The organism is Arthrobacter sp. 8AJ (assembly GCF_902506025.1).
Classification (GTDB): Bacteria; Actinomycetota; Actinomycetes; order Actinomycetales; family Micrococcaceae; genus Arthrobacter.
The window spans coordinates 3,590,793-3,608,758 of the sequence record NZ_LR733289.1 but is presented as its reverse complement, the minus strand read 5'-3'; the positions used below and the strand labels follow the sequence as shown (position 1 = coordinate 3,608,758).

At 67.3% G+C, this 17,966-nt stretch carries 16 protein-coding genes; 3 read left to right on the top strand and 13 right to left on the bottom strand.

Going from position 1 to position 17,966, the window contains the following annotated elements; translation table 11 throughout:
- Window positions 1-91: 91 nt before the first annotated feature.
- The 6 genes from BACI349Y_RS16705 to BACI349Y_RS16680 form a co-directional block, all read right to left on the bottom strand.
- Window positions 92-1,243: an LCP family protein gene (locus BACI349Y_RS16705; RefSeq protein ID WP_159633317.1), complete on the bottom strand. Its 1,152-nt coding sequence runs from the start codon at window positions 1,241-1,243 to the stop codon at window positions 92-94.
- A gap of 143 nt (window positions 1,244-1,386) precedes the next feature.
- Window positions 1,387-2,103: an arsenate reductase/protein-tyrosine-phosphatase family protein gene (locus BACI349Y_RS16700; protein ID WP_159633315.1), complete on the bottom strand. Its 717-nt coding sequence runs from the start codon at window positions 2,101-2,103 to the stop codon at window positions 1,387-1,389.
- 142 nt (window positions 2,104-2,245) lie between these two features.
- On the bottom strand, window positions 2,246-2,878 hold the full coding sequence (locus tag BACI349Y_RS16695) for a DUF305 domain-containing protein (RefSeq protein ID WP_159633313.1): 633 nt from the start codon (window positions 2,876-2,878) through the stop codon (window positions 2,246-2,248).
- 55 nt (window positions 2,879-2,933) lie between these two features.
- The gene (locus BACI349Y_RS16690) at window positions 2,934-3,386 is read right to left on the bottom strand and encodes a hypothetical protein (protein ID WP_159633311.1); all 453 of its coding nucleotides are present in this window, start codon (window positions 3,384-3,386) and stop codon (window positions 2,934-2,936) included.
- Between the two features lie 32 nt (window positions 3,387-3,418).
- The gene (locus BACI349Y_RS16685) at window positions 3,419-5,554 is read right to left on the bottom strand and encodes a heavy metal translocating P-type ATPase (RefSeq protein ID WP_159633309.1); all 2,136 of its coding nucleotides are present in this window, start codon (window positions 5,552-5,554) and stop codon (window positions 3,419-3,421) included.
- Between the two features lie 81 nt (window positions 5,555-5,635).
- Window positions 5,636-5,992 carry a heavy-metal-associated domain-containing protein gene (locus tag BACI349Y_RS16680; RefSeq protein WP_159633307.1) on the bottom strand — a complete coding sequence of 119 codons (357 nt, stop codon included), beginning with the start codon at window positions 5,990-5,992 and terminating at the stop codon, window positions 5,636-5,638.
- 272 nt (window positions 5,993-6,264) lie between these two features.
- On the opposite strand from BACI349Y_RS16680, the gene BACI349Y_RS16675 reads away from it, so the two are divergent.
- Entirely contained in the window at window positions 6,265-6,945 is a 681-nt protein-coding gene (locus BACI349Y_RS16675; RefSeq protein WP_159633305.1) for a PAS and ANTAR domain-containing protein, read from the top strand.
- Window positions 6,946-7,029: 84 nt separating this feature from the next.
- Window positions 7,030-8,382, top strand: coding sequence for a Na+/H+ antiporter NhaA (nhaA, locus tag BACI349Y_RS16670; RefSeq protein WP_159633303.1), 1,353 nt, complete (start codon window positions 7,030-7,032; stop codon window positions 8,380-8,382).
- Between the two features lie 10 nt (window positions 8,383-8,392).
- On the opposite strand, the gene BACI349Y_RS16665 is transcribed toward nhaA, so the two are convergent.
- From BACI349Y_RS16665 to BACI349Y_RS16635, 7 genes are all read right to left on the bottom strand, one after another.
- Window positions 8,393-8,653: a hypothetical protein gene (locus BACI349Y_RS16665; RefSeq protein WP_159633300.1), complete on the bottom strand. Its 261-nt coding sequence runs from the start codon at window positions 8,651-8,653 to the stop codon at window positions 8,393-8,395.
- A 105-nt stretch (window positions 8,654-8,758) separates the two neighbouring features.
- Complete coding sequence (locus tag BACI349Y_RS16660) at window positions 8,759-9,916, bottom strand: ABC transporter ATP-binding protein (RefSeq protein WP_201302465.1); 1,158 nt, start codon at window positions 9,914-9,916, stop codon at window positions 8,759-8,761.
- Window positions 9,913-11,502 carry an ABC transporter permease gene (locus BACI349Y_RS16655; protein WP_201302464.1) on the bottom strand — a complete coding sequence of 530 codons (1,590 nt, stop codon included), beginning with the start codon at window positions 11,500-11,502 and terminating at the stop codon, window positions 9,913-9,915. The genes BACI349Y_RS16660 and BACI349Y_RS16655 overlap by 4 nt, the downstream gene beginning before the upstream one ends.
- A gap of 4 nt (window positions 11,503-11,506) precedes the next feature.
- Entirely contained in the window at window positions 11,507-12,562 is a 1,056-nt protein-coding gene (locus tag BACI349Y_RS16650) for an iron ABC transporter substrate-binding protein (protein ID WP_159633296.1), read from the bottom strand.
- A 202-nt stretch (window positions 12,563-12,764) separates the two neighbouring features.
- Window positions 12,765-14,519: an aa3-type cytochrome oxidase subunit I gene (ctaD, locus tag BACI349Y_RS16645; RefSeq protein ID WP_414703652.1), complete on the bottom strand. Its 1,755-nt coding sequence runs from the start codon at window positions 14,517-14,519 to the stop codon at window positions 12,765-12,767.
- Between the two features lie 14 nt (window positions 14,520-14,533).
- The gene (gene ctaC / locus BACI349Y_RS16640; RefSeq protein ID WP_159635819.1) at window positions 14,534-15,391 is read right to left on the bottom strand and encodes an aa3-type cytochrome oxidase subunit II; all 858 of its coding nucleotides are present in this window, start codon (window positions 15,389-15,391) and stop codon (window positions 14,534-14,536) included.
- A 189-nt stretch (window positions 15,392-15,580) separates the two neighbouring features.
- Complete coding sequence (locus BACI349Y_RS16635; RefSeq protein WP_159633292.1) at window positions 15,581-16,303, bottom strand: VIT1/CCC1 transporter family protein; 723 nt, start codon at window positions 16,301-16,303, stop codon at window positions 15,581-15,583.
- A 289-nt stretch (window positions 16,304-16,592) separates the two neighbouring features.
- Between BACI349Y_RS16635 and BACI349Y_RS16630 the strand changes: the two genes are divergently transcribed.
- Entirely contained in the window at window positions 16,593-17,954 is a 1,362-nt protein-coding gene (locus tag BACI349Y_RS16630) for a phenylacetate--CoA ligase family protein (protein WP_159633289.1), read from the top strand.
- Window positions 17,955-17,966: the final 12 nt, after the last annotated feature.

Below are 17,966 nucleotides of genomic sequence, written 5' to 3'. Positions count from 1 at the left end.
CTTTCCCGGGCCGGCACACAAATTCTGGCGGTCGGGTGAACCCGGGGTGAGGCGCGGCTGAACAGCAGGCGGCCGCAGCGCCCCACCCGGGCTAGGGCTTCGCGAAGTCGGCGATCCGGCCCTCCCGCAAGGCCGCGCCCACCGCGGCGATGCCTCCGTAGTCCGGGAACAGCACGGACTGCCCGGCCACGAAGCCGGAGCCCAACGTGGGAAGGGTCATGGTGCCGATGGCGTTCACATCGAGGTTCCGCAGGCTGTACGCCAGCATTGCGGCCTGAAGGGGATCGAAGCCCCTGTCCACCGTGAGGCAGCAGGAAGCGAAATCAACCAGCGACCGCACCGCGTTCACGTCATTGAGGGCGCCGCCCGCCGTGAGGCGGCCCAGGATCGCGCGGAGCATGATCTGCTGGTCACGGACACGCTGGAGGTCGCCGTCGGTGAAGGCATGGCGCTCGCGGGAGAACTCCAGCGCAGCCTGGCCATCGAGGTGGTTCACACCGGCGCTGAAGACATGCTCGGTGTCGATGGTGGACTGGAAGGGAATCGGGACATTGACGTCGATCCCGCCCAGGCCGTCCACCAGGATCTTGAACCCGCCGAAATCGAGCATGAGGGTGTGGTCGATGGTGATTCCCAGCAGCTGCTGGACCGTTGCCGTCTGCATGTCAATGCCGCCGTATTGCAGCGCGGCGTTGATCTTGGCGCTGCCGAACCCGGGGATGTCCACCCAGTTGTCGCGGTTGATGGAGATGAGGTAGAGGCTCCGCCGGTCGGCAGGGACGTGGACCACCATGAGCGTGTCCGCCCGCTGGTCCTGGGGCTCACCGGTGGCTGCCGTATGCGCTGCGGCCTCGCGTGCCGGGACATCGCGGGTGTCGCTGCCGATGACCAGGATGTTCATCGGGGCCGCGGGCAGGTCAGGGATGGGTGCAGGCGGCGGCGGTGGAGCAGGGGCCGGCGGGGGAGTTTCGGACGGCGTGGGAGTCGGCGTAGGTGTGGGAGTCGGGCTGGGCGACTGGGTCTGGGTGGCTGCAGGCTGCGCTTCCTGGCCGGCCCGGTTCAGGCTGAAGACCGCGATGCCGGCGGCCACCACCAGCACCAGCGCCAGCAGGGCTGCGATCCAGCGGCGCCGGCCCAGGGTAACGATCCAGGCAGGACGGTGGGAACCGGCTGGGCCCGGTTGCCGGGGCCCGGGGTTTCCGGCGCCGGGCCCGGATGGATCAGAACCGCCTGGGATGCTCATGCCGCCTCCACCTCATTGTGACTGGTGGGATCAGTGTCCGTCCCGCAGGCCCCAATTGGCTACAGGAGTATCCAAACTGTCACCTGGGAAATGGCCCTGCCCGGCCGCCGTGATGCTGCGTTGATGCTCTTCCGCCGCAGGGATTATTGCCCGCCGGCCGGGAAGTTGAGGCGCGCGTGCCGCAGGATGGAGACGATCGCGGGGGCCAGCTGGTCTTCCATCTCCCGGTAGACCTCCGGTGCACGGCGGTACGGGTCCACGATGTCGTTATCCGATGCGTCCGCCGGGAGCGAGAGGTGACGTACCCCGGCGGCCCGCGCAGCCAGCCCCCGCCACAGGGCCGCGTTGGCAGCGAGCCCACCCTCGGCGTCGGACCCGTGCGTGCCGGACCCGGCGTCCCCGGAAGACGGGTCCCGGGAGGATACGACGGCGGCGGGCTGGCTGTCCGCACCGGCCGCCCGCTGGGTGTCCGCACCGGCCGCCCGCTGGTCGAGGACGTCGAGCATCCGGGCGAACTCGCGGATGGTGAACGTCCGCTTGAGCAGGGAGGCATCCAGCTGGAGGACTTCTCCGCGGTGCCCTGAGGTCATGGTGAGCACCAGGTCCACGCCGCGCAGGATCTTCGGTGTGAGCTGCCGCGCTGCGAACCCTTCAGGGTCGCCGCCAAAGGTCCGCACAATGTCCGCCGAAATGGGCTGCATGGGCTCGCCCACCAGAGCCCGGGTCCCGGCACTGGCCACCTGGAAACCACCCGGCACCACCTGGTCCAGCCCCGCCTGCAGCAGCCTCTCGGCCACGGGTGACCGGCAGATGTTCCCGGTACAGACAGTCAGGATTCGTACTGGCGCGGAAGTGTCCAAGGAGATGTTCTCTTTTCCCAGCTGGTGCCGGACCCGCTCAGGCCCGTGCCTTTCAACTTAACACGCAACGGCGCGGCGGCAGCCTCCCGAAGCCGGGGACCGCCGTCGCGCCGTGTATATCCGCTAGAACGCGGACGTGCGGCTACAGCGTGGCCAGCAGCTGCTTCATCTGCGTGATCTCCGCCTGCTGGGCATCCACGATGTCGTGGCCCAGCTTCACCGCTTCGGGAGACTTGCCGGCGCCGATCTCCTGCTGTGCCATGTCGATGGCGCCCTCGTGGTGGCCGATCATCTGCTCCAGGAACAGCTTCGCGGCCTCGGTCCCGGTGGCGGACTTGAGCTTGTCGATGCCGGCGTCGTCCACCATCCCGGACATGCCGTGGCCGGAATGGTCACTCATGGCGGTGGGCGCGCCCCAGCCCGACAGCCAGCCGGTCATCTGCTCGATCTCCGGTGCCTGCGCCCCCTTGATCTTGGTGGCAAGCGCGGTCACCTCCGCCGGCACATCCGACTTGGCCAGGATGATGTCGCTCATGTCCACCGCCTGCGAGTGGTGGGGGATCATCATCTGGGCAAACATGATGTCCGCCTGGTTATGGTCGGCGCCGGCGCTGGGCATGCTGCTGGCGCCGGGCATGCTGCTGGACATCGCGCCATGGCTGCCGTGGTCCATGGGCGTGCTGCTGCCGGAACCGGCGTTGGCGGCGCACCCGGCCAGGCCGAGAGAAGCGGCCAGGGCAGCAGCAATGGAAAGGGTCTTGAAAGTGGTCTTCATGGTTGTCCTTCAGGGATGTAGTGGAACTGGGCCGTGATGGGAGGCGCAGTCCGGTTTACGTCCGGCTGATGGACAGGTCGCAGGGCGTGGGGCTGGGCGGCAGGTAGTCGTAAGCAGCACCGGGCCGGCTGGCTGCCGGAAGCAGCGGCAGGACGGCAAGGGTTGCCTGCGGCGGGGAAAGGGTGACAGGGCCGCTGGGCGCCGACGGGATGCAGGGCGCCCCCGATTCCTGCGCACCCGGGCAGGAATCACCGCAGGCCGCCGAGGCAAGCTGAGGTTCGTCTGTGCCGGCTGCCGGCAGCGCGTGGCCGGCATGGCTTCCAGGATCAGAATGCGCGACGGCGCTGTGCCCGGCAGAATGCCCGGACATGCTGCCGTGGGAAGCGGCCCCGTGCGAGGCGTGCCCGGACGTCAGCACGTGCATGCCCAGCAGCCCTGCGATGACGGCCAGGACGGCGGCGAACAGCCAGGCACGGCGGAAGAGGGACGCCACGGCGCGGGTGGTCATGGCGGTCCCTCCTTCCAATCGGTCTGCAGGGCTCAACGTACCTCGGACGGGTTCAGTTTCATGCGCCGGAGCAGCTGGGCGTTCAGCGCCACCACCACGGTGGACGCGGACATCAGCACCGCGCCCGCCGCGGGGGAGAGGACCACCCCGGCGAAGGCCAGCACGCCGGCGGCCAGTGGCACGGACAGGACGTTGTAGCCGGTGGCCCACACCAGGTTCTGCCACATCTTCCGGTAGCTGGCGCGGGACAGGTCCACCATGGACAGCACGGCACGGGGATCGTTTCCGGCCAGCACCACGCCGGCGGATTCCACCGCGACGTCGGTTCCGGCGCCGATGGCGATGCCCACCTCGGCCCGGGCCAGGGCCGGGGAGTCGTTGACGCCGTCGCCCACCATGGCCACCTTCAGCCCGCGGGACTGCAGCTCGGCCACCTTCTTGTCCTTGTCGGCGGGCAGGACCTCGGCGAACACCTCGTCGATGTCCAGGTCCGCGGCCACGGCCTGCGCCACCTGGTGGGCGTCCCCGGTGACCATGGCTACCTTGATGCCGCGGCGCTGCAGGGCCGAGACGGCCTGCCGCGACTCCGGCCGCACCGCATCCTCCATGCTCACCGCACCCAGGATGCTGCCGTCGTCCACCACGTGCAGCACGGCGGCGCCGCGGTCCATCCACGTGCGCGTACTGGCGGCCAAAGAGTCAGGTTCGACGACGCCGAGCTCGCGCAGGAGCGCCGGCCCGCCCACGTGCACCGTTCGGCCGTCCACGCTGGCCCGCACACCGCGGCCGGTCAGCGAGGTGAAGCCGGTGGCTTCGGGCAGTGCCAGGTTGCGTGCCTTCGCGGCCCGCACGATGGCCCGGGCGACAGGGTGCTCGCTGTCGGACTCCACCGCGGCAGCAAGTGCGAGCACGGCGTCGGCATCCGCTCCGCCAGCTACGGCAACATCCTTCAGTTCCGGCTCGCCGGTGGTCAGCGTGCCGGTCTTGTCGAACAGGACCACGTCGATGGTGCGCATGCGCTCCAGGGCCATCCGGTTCTTGATCAGCACCCCGGCGCGGGCGGCCTGTTCCGTGGAAATGGCGATCACCAGCGGGATCGCCAGCCCAAGGGCGTGCGGGCAGGCGATCACCAGCACAGTGACGGTGCGGGTGACGGCCTCCGGAACGCTGCCCAGCAGCGTCCACGCGATGAAGGTCAGGACACCGGCGCCGGCGGCAAAGTAGAAGAGGAACGCCGCGGCGCGGTCCGCCAGGGCCTGGGCGCGTGAGGAGGAGGCCTGTGCTTCCTCCACCAGGCGCTGGATCCCGGCCAGGGCGGTCTGGTCCCCAACGGCCGTGACCCGGACCCGGACGCTGCTGTCCGTGGCCACCGTTCCCGCCACCACCGTGTCCCCTGCGCCGCGGGCCACGGTTTTGGATTCGCCGGTGATCATGGACTCGTCGAATTCGGCCTGCCCCTCCACCACGCTGCCGTCGGCCGGCATGCGGGCGCCGGGCCGGACCAGGACCAGGTCACCGGGGCTGAGTTCAGACACGGGAACGGTTTCGGTGCCGTTGTCCGTGATGCGTTCGGCCTCGTCGGGCAGCAGCGCGGCCAGGGCATCGAGTGCGCCCTGCGCGGACCCGAGCGCGCGCATCTCGATCCAGTGGCCCAGCAGCATGATGGCAACCAGCAGTGCCAGCTCCCACCAGAAGTCCAGGTCGAAGCCGCCGATCCCCAGGCTGGTGACCCAGGATGCGGCGAACGCCACGGTGATGGCCATGGCGATCAGCAGCATCATTCCCGGCGTGCGGTCTTTCAGCTCCTGCAGGCCGCCCTTGAGGAACGGCTGGCCGCCGTAGAGGAAGATGACGGTGCCCAGGACCGGCGGGATCCAGGCCGAGCCGGGGAACTCCGGCGGCATGTAGCCCAGGAGGTGGCCCATCATGGGGCTGAAGTAGACCACGGGAACAGCGAGGGCCAGGGTCAGCCAGAACCTGTTCTTGAACATGGCGGTGCTGTGTCCGGCGTGCTGGCCGTGGGTATGGACGGTGTGGTCGTCGTCGTTGTGGGCGCCGTGCTGGGCGTGACCGGCACCGTGCGCCGGCGGCTGCGTTAGCGTTCCGCTGGGCGGCGAGTGGTGCTCATGGCCGCCGGTGGAATGCTGCGTGTGCTGCTGGTCCTGCATTGGTCCTCCTTGGAGGCAAGCGCTGGCCGGACCTGGTCCGGGGGCTGGGGAATGTGGGGGCGTTCCGGGACGCTGGCTGTCTCAGGCGAGGGCGTAGCCGGCGGACTCTATGGCGGCGCGCACGTCGGCGTCGGGCGCCGATCCGATGACGGCCAGCGGGGAGCTGCCGCCAGGCACCAGGTCCACCGAGGCCGAGGTGACGCCCGGGACGGCGGAAACTGCGGTTTCGACGGAGCGGACGCAGTGCCCGCAGGTCATGCCCGCCACCGCGTAAGTCCGTGGCGTGGAGGATTCGGCGTGGGCATTGACGACGCCGACAGGGGAGACCTGCGTGGCAGGCGCAGTCAGGGTGCCGGACGGCTGCGCAGCGCTGGCGGGGGCGCAGCAGCTGCAGCCGGAGGAGGCGAGGGGGAGCTGGGGACGGTTCCCGGTGTTCATGTCAGTTCCAATCCGTTGAGGGAATCAAGGGGTGCTGGGGTTGAACGGCTGTGAAAGTCCGGTGCAGGCACCGGCCGGGACATACCACTTCACTGACAACACCCACAATATACCCCCTGGGGGTATATTGGGTCAAGCACCATAGGGCATTTCCCCCGGGACTTCCATAGGACCTACCGCACTACCTTCTGTTGCCGCGGGCGACCATACTGGAAGGAGCGAGGACAGAGCCGGCCCGCTGGGGGTTTGGCGTATCCGCGGGAGGTGGACCTGTGACGGAGCTCAGCGACCTGTACACGTATTCGAGTGCCCTCGGGGACAGCGAAAGTGACGCCGGCACCTTCAGGGTGGACATCGAACCGGCGGGGCCGACCTTCCACTGGTCGGACGGGATGTACCGGCTGCACGGTTACCACCGCGGCGAGGTGGTGCCCACCATGGAACTGCTCTTCGCGCATAAACACCCGGATGACCGTGAGCGGTGCGAGGAAATCGTGGCGCAGGTTTCCACCACCGGCGGGTTCTTCTGCATGTACCACCGGCTCGTCGATGCCCAGGGCAGGACCCGGCGCGTGCTGACCTCCGGAGAGGCAGTCCTCGGCCCGGACGGGTCGGTGGTGGCGCTCGAAGGCGTGATGGTGGACCTCAGCCGGACGCTGCAGCGCGAAACTGAACAAACAGCACGGGAGGCAGTAGCGGGTGCCACGGCCACCCGTACGGTGATCGACCAGGCCCGGGGAATCCTCATGGGCCAGCTGAAGCTTGGCTCCGATGACGCGTTCCAGATGCTGGTGAGCACCAGCAGCCACCGCAACGTCAAGCTCGTGGTGGTGGCGGCGGAGCTGGTACAACTTGCCAATTCCCCTGAGGCGCGCACCTACCTGGACCGGGCCGTGCGGGCCATCCAGCTGCACGGCCGGCCGGTCCACACCGGGGGGCGCCGCGCGGGTTAGTGCCGTTCCCCGTAGGATGGATGGAGGTGCGCCGGGAAGTCTGGTCGGCATGGATTTGTCGAACCCGGATTTAAGGACGCCCGCATGAACTCCACCCCGCCCACCCCACGCCGGAACACGTTCTTTGGCTCCACCGTCTTTTCGCGCGGCAGCTACGCCGAAGCGCTGCGGATCGGTGAGATCCTCCGCAAGGAGACGGTGGGCGGCGCCCTCCTGGTGGCTGCTGCGGTCATCGCGCTCATCTGGGCCAACTCCCCGGCGTCGGACAGCTACTTCTCCCTCCGGGACTTCAAGGTGGGCTACGCACCGTGGCACCTTGAATTGAGCCTGGGGGCGTGGGCAGCGGACGGGCTGCTGGCCATCTTCTTCTTCCTGGTGGGGCTGGAGCTCAAGCGCGAATTCGTGGCCGGCGACCTGCGGCAGCTGAGCAAATCGATTGTGCCGGTGGCGGCCGCCGTGGGAGGCGTGGCGGTCCCGGCGGTGATTTACGCCGTCGTCAATCTTTCAAGTCCGGAAACGCTCCGCGGCTGGGCCATTCCCACGGCAACGGACATTGCGTTTGCCGTCGCGGTCCTGGCCATCATCGGCTCGCACCTGCCCAGCGCCCTGCGGATCTTCCTGCTGACCCTGGCCGTGGTGGATGACCTCATTGCCATCACCATCATCGCGTTCTTCTACTCCAGCGATATCCAGGCCGTGCCGCTGCTCCTGGCGCTCATCCCGCTGGCCATCTACGCTTTCCTGGCCCAGAAATACCGCCGGTTCTTCGGCCGCCACGCAGCCGCTGCCTGGCTGATCCTGCTGCCGCTGGGTGCCGTGACCTGGGCCCTGGTGCACGCGTCGGGCATCCACGCCACCGTGGCCGGCGTACTCCTGGGCTTCGCCGTTCCCGTGATCCGGTCGCAGGCCTCCGGCGGCCCCGAAGCCGGCCCCGGGCTTGCAGAGATTTTCGAGCACCGGTTCCGGCCCATCTCCGCCGGCGTGGCCGTCCCCATCTTCGCCTTCTTTTCCGCAGGCGTGGCCGTTGGCGGCTGGGAGGGCCTGGGGTCGGCCCTGTCCGATCCCGTGGCGCTGGGCATCATCCTGGGCCTGGTCCTGGGCAAGCCGATCGGGATCATGGGCACCACCTGGGTCCTGACCAAAGCCACCAGGGCAAGCCTGGACAGCTCCTTCAAGTGGATCGACGTGTTCGGCGTTGCGTTGCTGGCAGGGATCGGATTCACCGTCTCCCTGCTGGTGGCAGAGCTCAGCTTCGGCCACGGCAGCCTCCACGACGACCATGCAAAGGTGGGAATCCTGGCCGCGTCGCTGGTTGCTGCGCTGCTGGCAACGGTTGTCCTGCGCACCCGCAACCGCCAGTACCGGCTCGCTGAAGAGCTGGAGCAGGTGGATTCCGACCACGACGGCGTCCCGGACGTCTACCAGGAGCGCACCTGACGCTCCCGCGCTAGGCGGTGGCGAGGGGCTTGGCCGGCGGCTGCGGTTTGGCGGAAACCTCCAGCTTGACCGGAGGGTCCACCTGGCGGATCTCCAGGGCCTCCGGGTCCAGCAGTTTGCGCGCGCCGGTCCGGGCGTCCAGGATCCAGAAGAGTTCCAGGGCCGGGACGACGTCGGTCACCCGGCCCTTGTGGAAAAGCCTGCCCCGGTGCCATGCCTCGATCTGGTCGCCGATGCGGAGCTGGGCGGTGCGTATTCCTGGTGCCTCCATGGCTGCCTCCTGCTGTTGAATCCCCGTAAGCACAGCTTGCCGTGGACAGGTTGCAGGAGTGTTTCCGCCCGGTGTTTTTTCTGTGACGCCTGAGGCTGAGGAGGACTACTCGTCCGTGGGGAACGCAACGGCTTCGCCCACGACCCGCAGGCACAGCTCCATGCCCGGACGGGCGATCGAGGCGTTCCAGTGCCTGATGGTGATCACTTCGCCGCCGCCCGGGTAGCGGTGGTCGGCGTGCTCCGCCACTTCCTTGGGCACGTTCAGCTTCAGCCGCACGGTGGTCTCAGGGCCGAAGTAGTCGGTGTCCACCACCACTCCGCGGATGGGGCCGTCCTCGGCAATGCGGATCTGTTCGGGCCGCAGCATCAGCTGCACGCGTCCCTGTGCCGGGGGCCGGCGCACGGGAATCGCGCCCAGCGAGCAGGTGGCCAGCGTCCCTTCCAGCCATGCGTCCAGGATGACGGCGTCGCCCAGGAACTCCGCGGTGGCCCGGTCCGCGGGGCGGGTGTAGACCACAAAGGGGTTGCCGATCTGGGCCAGTTTGCCGCCGCGCATCACGGCCACCTGGTCCGCAAAGGAGAGGGCCTCGGCCTGGTCGTGGGTTACCAGGATGGTGGTGACGCCGGCCTCGGCCAGGACCTTGGCCACGGCGCGGCGGGTCGCGACGCGCAGGCCCGCGTCCAGGGCGGAGAACGGCTCGTCCAGGAGCATCAGCTCCGGTTCGCGGGCCAGGGCCCGGGCCAGGGCAACCCGCTGCTGCTGGCCGCCGGAGAGTTGGTGCGGCCGGCGCTTGGCCATGGAAGCATCCAGCGACACCATCTCCAGCAGCTCCGCCACGCGGGCGTTGACCGCGCGGCGGCCGCCCTCGCGCTTGGCCGCGTTGAGGCCGAAGGCCACGTTCTGGCCCACGGTCAGGTGCGGGAACAGGGCGCCGTCCTGGGCCACGTACCCGATCTGCCGCTTGTGCGCCGGAAGCCACGCGCCGTCACCGGCCACGGTGGTGCCGTTGAGCGAGATGGTCCCGGTGTCCGGGTGCTCGAACCCGGCGATCAGCCGCAGGAGGGTGGTCTTGCCCGAACCGGAGGGGCCAACGATGGCGGTGGTTCCGCCCTTGGCCACTGACAGGTTGACGCCCCTCAGGACCGCCTGTGATCCGAAGTTCTTGGTGACGTCCGTGATCTGCAGGTGGCTGTTGGTGGTTGCGGCCACCGAGGGTGCCACCCGAGGCTCGGGCAGCCTGCGGGTTGAGGGTGCTGTCACTGTCCGGCTACTTTCTTGGACTGTTGGAAGAGGAGGTAGGTCATGGGGGCGGAAAGCAGGATCATCAGCAGCGCGTAGGGCGCAGCGCCGGCGTAGTCGATCTCGCTGCTCTTACTCCAGAACTCGGTGGCCAGTGTCCTGGTGCCGTTGGGGGACAGGAGCAAGGTGGCGGTGAGCTCGTTGGCGATGGCCAGGAACACCAGGGCTGCTCCGCCGGCCGCTGCAGGGGCGGTGAGTCGCAGGGTGACACGGATGAAGGCCAGTAGCGGCGGCTTCCCGAGCGCCTGGGCGGCCTCGTCCAGTTCCTTGGGGGCCTGTGCCAGTCCGGCCCGCAGGTTCACCAGGGCCCGGGGGAGGAACAGGAGGACGTACGCCGCGACCAGCAGCCCCGCCGTCTGGTACATCCCGGGCACCATGCGGATGCTGACGGTAACAAACGCCAGCGCCACCACGATGCCGGGCATGGAGCTGGTGACATAGTTGGACAGTTCCAGGGACTTGCTGAACCACCCGGGGTGGCGCACGGCGAGGTACGCCATGGGGAAGGCCACCACGGTGGTGGCAGCGGCGCCGGCGAGCCCGTAGGTGAACGTGGTGACCAGCGCCGGGAGGAATTCGGATGCTGTCCAGACGTCCGCTCCGCCGGCAAGGATCCAGCGCAGCACGAAGTACAGCGGGAGTCCGAAGGCCAGGGCGGTCAGCGCCAACAGGAAGAGCTGGGCCGGGACCTGGTACGCGTGCAGGGGAAGGCGCAGCGCCTTGGCCTGCACGCCGGACCCGATACGGGCGTAGCGCGCGGAGCCGCGGCTGCGGACCTCCGCAAGCAGCAGGAGCAGGCAGAAGAACACCAGCACGCTGGCCAGCATGTTTCCGGCCGCGCCGTTGAACGTGGACTGGTACTGGGTCATGATCGCGGTGGTGAAGGTATCGAACCGGATCATGGCGAACGCGCCGTATTCGGCGAGCAGGTGCAGCCCCACCAGCAGTGCGCCGCCCGTGAGGGCGATCCTGAGCTGGGGGAGCACCACACGGAAGAAGGTCCGCCAGGCACCGAGCCCCAGGGCCGCGGCGGACTGCTCAATGGCGGGGTCCAGCCGGCTCAAGGTGGCTGCGGCCGGGATGTACACCAGCGGGAAGTAGGACAGCGTGGAGATCAGGATTCCCGAACCCAGGCCGCCCAGCGACGGGATGGCCGAGACCCAGGCGTAGCTGTTGACGAACGCCGGGACGGCCAGCGGGGCGGCCAGCAGCACGGCCCACACCCGGTGGCCGCGCAGCCTGGTCCGTTCCACCAGCCAGGCACCCGCCACGCCAAGCAGCAGGCACAGCGGGATGGTGGCGGCCATCAGGAGCAGGGTATTCAGCAGCAGTTCGCCCACGCGGGGCCGCAGGATGAGGCCGACGGCGGTATCCCACCCGGTTGCCACCGTCATGTAGGCCACGTACCCCAGCGGGACGAGGGAGAAGAGGGCGATCAGCACCGCCAGGACGGACACCGAGGAAACGCCGAAAGGCGGGCGGGGGCTGGTGCCCCGGCCCGCCGTCGTCGTGCCCGCCCTGGGGGGAGCCGATAGATCGGAGGTCACGGAATTACAGTAGTCCTGCCTGGGTCATCAGATCGGTGACCTTTTCGGAGTTGAGCTTGGCGGCGTCAACCTTGGGAGCCTGCAGGTCCTTGATCGGAACCAGCTTGTCGTTGGCGGGAACGTCGGAGCCGATGGCGTACTCGAAGGACGTACCGTTCTTGAGGACTTCCTGGCCCTTCTTGCCGGTGATGAACTTCAGGAACTCCTGCGCAGCGGCAGCGTTCTTGGAGGACTTGAGCACGCCGCCGCCGGATACGGACAGGAACGCGCCCGGGTCCTGGTTCTTGAAGTAGTACGGGGTGACGTTGTTGGAGTTCTCGCCGGTCTTGGCCTGGTCGCCGTAGTAGTAGTAGTGGTAGATCAGGGCGGCGTCCACTTCACCGGCGTTGACCGCCTTCATGGCCGTGCTGTTGCCCTTGTAGGCCTTGGAGTTTTCCTTCATGCCCTTCAGCCACTCCTCGGTGGCGGACTCGCCCTTCAGCTCCAGCAGCGCTGAAACGATGGCCTGGAAGTCTGCGCCCGTGGGGGATGCGGCCCACTTGCCCTTCCATTCAGGCTTGGCCAGGTCAAGCATGGACTTGGGGAGCTGGTCCTCGGTGAGCTTGGTCTTGTTGTACACCAGGACGGTGGAGCGGGCGGCGATGCCCGTCCATTTGCCGGTGGACGGTGCGAACTCGGCGGGAACCTGGGCCAGGGTGTCCTTGTTGACGTCCGCGAACAGGCCGGCCTTCTCAACCTGCGTCATCGCGGGGGAGTTTTCCGTGAGGAATACATCCGCGGGGGAGGCCTGGCCTTCCTGGATGATCTGGTTGGAGAGCTCAGTGTCCGATCCCTGGCGCATGGTCACCTTGATGCCGGTTTCCGCCGTGAAGGCATCCACCCACTCCTTGGTGAGGCTTTCGTGCTGGGCGTTGTACACGGTGATCTCGCCGGAGGCGGCGCCGTTGGACGCGGACGACGAGGTGCCGCCGGCAGGAGTGCCGCCGCCGCAGGCGGTCAGGCCGAGAGCTGCGGTGGCGGCGAGTGCGATGCCGGCCAGCGCGCTGTTGCGGATCTTCATTGAGGCTGCTTTCGGTGGGGAAAAAGTCTGCTGAACCTAAGTCCTATTAGGCAACACGAATGTTGCCTATGTCAGGAAACTGTAGGGTAGGCAAACCTAAGCACCAAGCTGGAAAGCGCTTTAAGTGACAAGGTTCACATCAATTACGAAACCACGACGTGACGTAATTATCGAGCTTCTGCCGGCTGCGGCAGAGGCCCCGCTATTTGTTCGGGTTGGGATCGTGGACGTCGCGTTCCCCGATATCGGCCGCCCCCAGGATGCTCTCCGCCGGTGCGTTCTCTGAGGGATGGAGCCGGATGCTCAGCTCGGGATGGTGCAGGTCCAGGGCGGGGCGCTCGGACCGGATGCGGGGGAGCGAGGTGAAGTTGTGGCGCGGCGGCGGGCAGGACGTGGCCCACTCAAGGGACGCGCCAAAGCCCCAGGGATCGTCCACAGTGACCTTCTTCCCGGCCCGCCAGGTGATGAAGACGTTCCAGAAGAACGGGATGAGGGAGGCGCCCAGCAGGTAGGACCCAATGGTGGAGAACTGGTTCATGAAGGTGAAGTTGTCCTCCGGCATGTAATCCGCGTACCGGCGGGGCATGCCCAGGACGCCCAGCCAGTGCTGGATCAGGAACGTGGCGTGGAAGCCCAGGAACAGCATCCAGAAGTGGATCTTGCCCAGGCGCTCGTTGAGCATTGTGCCGGTGAACTTGGGCCACCAGAAATAAAACCCGGCGAACATGGCGAACACCACGGTGCCGAACACCACGTAGTGGAAGTGCGCCACCACGAAGTAGGAGTCCGAGACGTGGAAGTCCATGGGCGGTGAGGCCAGGATGATGCCTGTGAGGCCGCCGAAGAGGAACGTGGCCAGGAATCCCATGCTCCACAGCATGGGCGTCTCGAAGGTCAGGGAGCCGCCCCACATCGTGCCGATCCAGTTGAAGAACTTCACGCCGGTGGGCACTGCAATGAGCATGGTCATGAACGCGAAGAACGGCAGGAACACCGCGCCCGTGACGTACATGTGGTGGGCCCAGACCGTCACCGAGAGGGCCGCGATGGCGATGGTGGCGTACACGATGCCCTTGTAGCCGAACAGGGGCTTGCGGCTGAACACCGGGAAGATCTCCGAGACGATCCCGAAGAACGGCAGCGCGATGATGTACACCTCGGGGTGTCCGAAGAACCAGAACAGGTGCTGCCAAAGGATGGCGCCGCCGTTGGAGGGATCAAAGATGTGGGCACCGAACTTCCGGTCCGCGCCCAGGGCGAACAGGGCGGCGGCCAGCGGCGGGAAGGCCATCAGGACCAGGATCGCGGTCACCAGGGTGTTCCAGGTGAAGATCGGCATCCGCCACATGGTAAGGCCGGGGGCACGCATGCAGATGATGGTGGTGATGAAGTTGACCGAGCCCAGGATGGTGCCGAAGCCGGACAGTGCCAGGCCGAAGACCCACAAGTCACCGCCGATGCCCGGGGTGAACGTGGTGTTTGACAGCGGCGCGTAGGCGAACCAGCCGAAGGACGCGGCGCCCTGCGGGGTGATGAAGCCGGAGACGGCGATGGTGGAGCCGAACAGGAAGAACCAGAACGCCAGCGCGTTGAGGCGGGGGAACGCGACGTCCGGCGCGCCGATCTGCAGCGGCATGATCACGTTGGCGAACCCGGCGAACAGCGGGGTGGCGAACATCAGCAGCATGATGGTGCCGTGCATGGTGAACAGTTGGTTGTACTGCTCCTTGGTCTGCAGGATCTGCATTCCGGGTTCGAACAGTTCGGCGCGGATGAGCAGCGCCATGACACCGCCCGCGCAGAAGAACACGAAGGACGAGATCAGGTACATGTACCCGATGGTCTTGTGGTCAGTGGAGGTGATCCAGTTGACCACAATGGTGCCCTTGGGGCGCCGGACCACTGCCGGCGCAGCCGTGGCCGCGGTTCCGCCCATTCTCTGCCCTGTGGTGGTCATTACAGTGCCGTCCTTTACTGTGCTGGTTCCAGGGCCTGCGGTGCAGGGGCTGATATCGGCGCCCTGTCGAAGTCGGTGCCCAGGTTTCCGGTGTTGCCCTTTGCCTTGAGGTCGGCGATGTGGCTGTCGTACTCCTGCTGGGTGACCACCCTGACCTTGAAAAGCATTTCCGAGTGGTATTCGCCGCAGAGTTCGGCGCACTTGCCCATGTATTCGCCGGTGCGGTTGGGGGTGATGCTGATGTAGGGGTTGTACTGTTCGTGGCCCGGGTAGAGGTCGCGCTTCTGCAGGAAATCCACCACCCAGAAGGAATGCTGCACGTCACGGGACTGGAGGTGCAGTTCCACCTTCTTGCCCACCGGAAGGTAGAGCGTGGGCAGCCGGTCCGGGGCGCCATAGCCACCGGTCAGGTGGGCTTGTTGTCCGGCGTCCTCGTGGACCTGCTCCTTGACGTAGTTGAAATCCCAGGACCACTGTTTGCCGAAGACGTCGATCACCACGTCCGGGTTGGGGTAGCGCTCGTCGATGGCCCGCTGCTCCCGGTCCGTGAAGACGAACAGGACCCCGATGACGATCAATGGAATGGCCAGGTAGAAGACTTCAAGGGGGAGGTTGTAGCTCAGTTGCGGCGGAAATCCGACGGTGTTCTTCCTGCGCCGGTACGCCACGATGACCCAGATCATCAGCCCCCAGGTGATGATGCCAACCACCAGTGCAGCGATCCAGGAGTTGACCCACAGGTCGGTGATCAGTTCCGTGTTGTTGGTGGTGTCACGGGCGCCGGGGAGGAAGCCGCGGGAAACCAGGTCGGAGCAGGAGGTCAGCGCGGGCAGGGCCAGAAGGCCCGCGGCCAGTGCCGCGAAGCGCCGCATGCGGTTCTTCAATGGTCTTTTACCCACCTGTGGTCCCTCCGGCATGCTCCCGAAGCCCAACTGCATGAGCCCACCGCAGGCCCCAAAGGACCAGCGGCTGTGTGGTTCACCCTACGCGCGGAGGTTGCTGATGTGAAGGGGTTTTGGGGCCGTACGGACTGGCAGCGGGACGGGTGGAGTGACGGGCTGCTAGGCGATGCCGGTGGTGCCCAGCAGGCTGCCCACCGCGAAGGTGAAGGCCATGGCCAGCGCACCGCCCACCACCAGCCTGATGGTTGCCTTGCGCTTGGAGCTTCCGCCGATTTTGGCGCTGATGGTGCCGGTCAGGGCCAGTGCCAGGATGACGGCGACGAACGTGACCGGGATCCGGGCTTCTTCCGGCGGGAAAATGATGGCCAGCATGGGGAGGATGGCGCCGATGGTGAATGCGATGGCGGAGGCGAACGCGGCATGCCAGGGGCTGACCACTTCTTCTTCGTCGATGTTCAGTTCGGCGGACAGGTGCGCTTTCAGGGCGTCCTTTGCCGTCAACTCCTCGGCAACGGTCCTGGCGGTGGCCTCGCTCAGCCCCTTGGCCTGGTAGATGTGGGCGAGTTCGTCCAGTTCGCCCTCGGGATCGTCCCTGAGCTCCTGGCGTTCCTTTTCGATCAGCGCGCGCTGGCTGTCACTCTGGCTGCTCACGGAAACGTATTCGCCCAGGGCCATGGACACGGCACCACCCACCACCGCGGCCGTGCCCGCCACCAGGATGGGCGCGAGGTCGTTGGTCACACCCGCGACGCCCACCACGGTTGCCGCGACCGAGACAATACCGTCGTTCGCGCCCAGTACACCGGCACGCAGCCAGTTCAGGCGTGCTGCGACGCTGCTGTCGTGGGGCTCGTTGCGGTTGAGCTTGAGGGTTTCAGACATGCTGGCAGTAAAACACCGCAGCGCCCCCTGCGCCACAAAGGTTTGCATCCCCTTACCGAAAGGCTTGAAGAGGCACGTCGGAGGTGCGTCCCTGGTTCGCCGATGTGCGGGGACCTATGACCCTGACGCTGCAGGGGCGGGCCGCGGAAGATCAACACTGGGAGTGTTGCGACTTCAAGGCCGGAAGGGGCAGGGCCATGATGTATTGGGACGACGACACGGGCCACGGGGAGTTAGGCGAGGGCGAATGCAACGCCGGGCCGCCCGTGCTTCGATGCGGCAGCCTGCCATGAACGTCCGCCTCCTCTCGCAGGTGCTGTCCCTGCGGGCGGCATGGCGCCGGAGGGACGGGTGGGATCCAGCGCGGATCGCCGCCCACCAGGAACAGGCGCTGCACCGGCTGCGCGCTGCAACCTATGCCGGCTCGGAGTTCTACCGGCACCGGCACGCGGGACTGCACGACGCACCCTTGCAGGAACTGCCGTCTGTCACCAAAGCGGACCTCATGGAGCACTTTGATGAAGCGATAACCACCCCGGACCTAAGCCTCGCCGACCTCGAAGACCACGTGCGTGGCCTCACCGCAAGCTGTGGTGATCCCGGCCGGCCGTTCAGGGGGCGCTGGTGGGTTGCGGCCACGGCCGGGACCACTGGGAGGCGGGGGATATTCGCCTGGAACCGCTCCGAGTGGGCATCGGTCCTGGCATCCTATGCGCGGGCCAACGACTGGGCCGGGATCGCCCTCAATCCGAGGCGGCCACTGAAGACGGCACTGGTCAGCTCACGGGTTCCCACGCGCCAGTCCGCCGTCGTGGGCGCCTCTGTCCGGTCCCGACTGGTCCCCACGCTCCGGTTGGACGTCACGGCACCCATGGAGGAGACAGTGGCCGCGCTCAACCGGTTCCAGCCCAGGGTGCTGGTGGGATACGCCTCAGCCCTGGGGCCGCTGGCGGCCGAGCAGCGGGAGGGGCGGCTGCATATTGCACCGCAAGGGATCATGTCGGCCTCCGAAGTGCTTACCGCCCAGGCTGCGGCCGGGATGCAGGCGGCGTGGGGAACCGCCCCGTTCGATGTCTATGCCGCCACCGAAACAGCCGGGATCGCTTCCCCCTGCATCTACCGGAACCGCCATGTGTACGAGGACCTGGTCATCGTGGAACCAGTGGACCCCGCAGGCAACCCGGTTCCGCCAGGAACCACCGGGGCGAAGCTGCTGGTGACCGTGCTGTTCTCCCGCACCCTGCCGCTGATCCGCTACGAAATGTCGGACACCATCAGGCTGGACGGGCGCGGCTGCCCCTGCGGCCGGTCCTTCCAGCTGCTTGAGGACGTTGAAGGACGCCTTGAGGACGTCCTCCGGCTGCCGGGCAGGAAAGGCGCCGTCAGCATCCATCCCAACGTCTTCCATCTGGTGCTCGACGACGTGTCAGCTTCAGGGTGGCAGGTAGTCCAGGAGGCCGCGGGACTGCGCGTCCTGGTCACAGGCCTGTTGCCCGGAGCCTCCCTTGAGGGGGTGCGCACGGCCGTGGCGTCAGCACTGGAGGCAGCAGGTGTGGCCGGCCTTTCCGTGGACGTGCAGGCGGTGGACCAGCTCGAACGCACACCCCTGGGCAAAGCGCCCTTCGTCAGGGCTTTGCGGGCATCACCCTGACCCGGCTTCCCG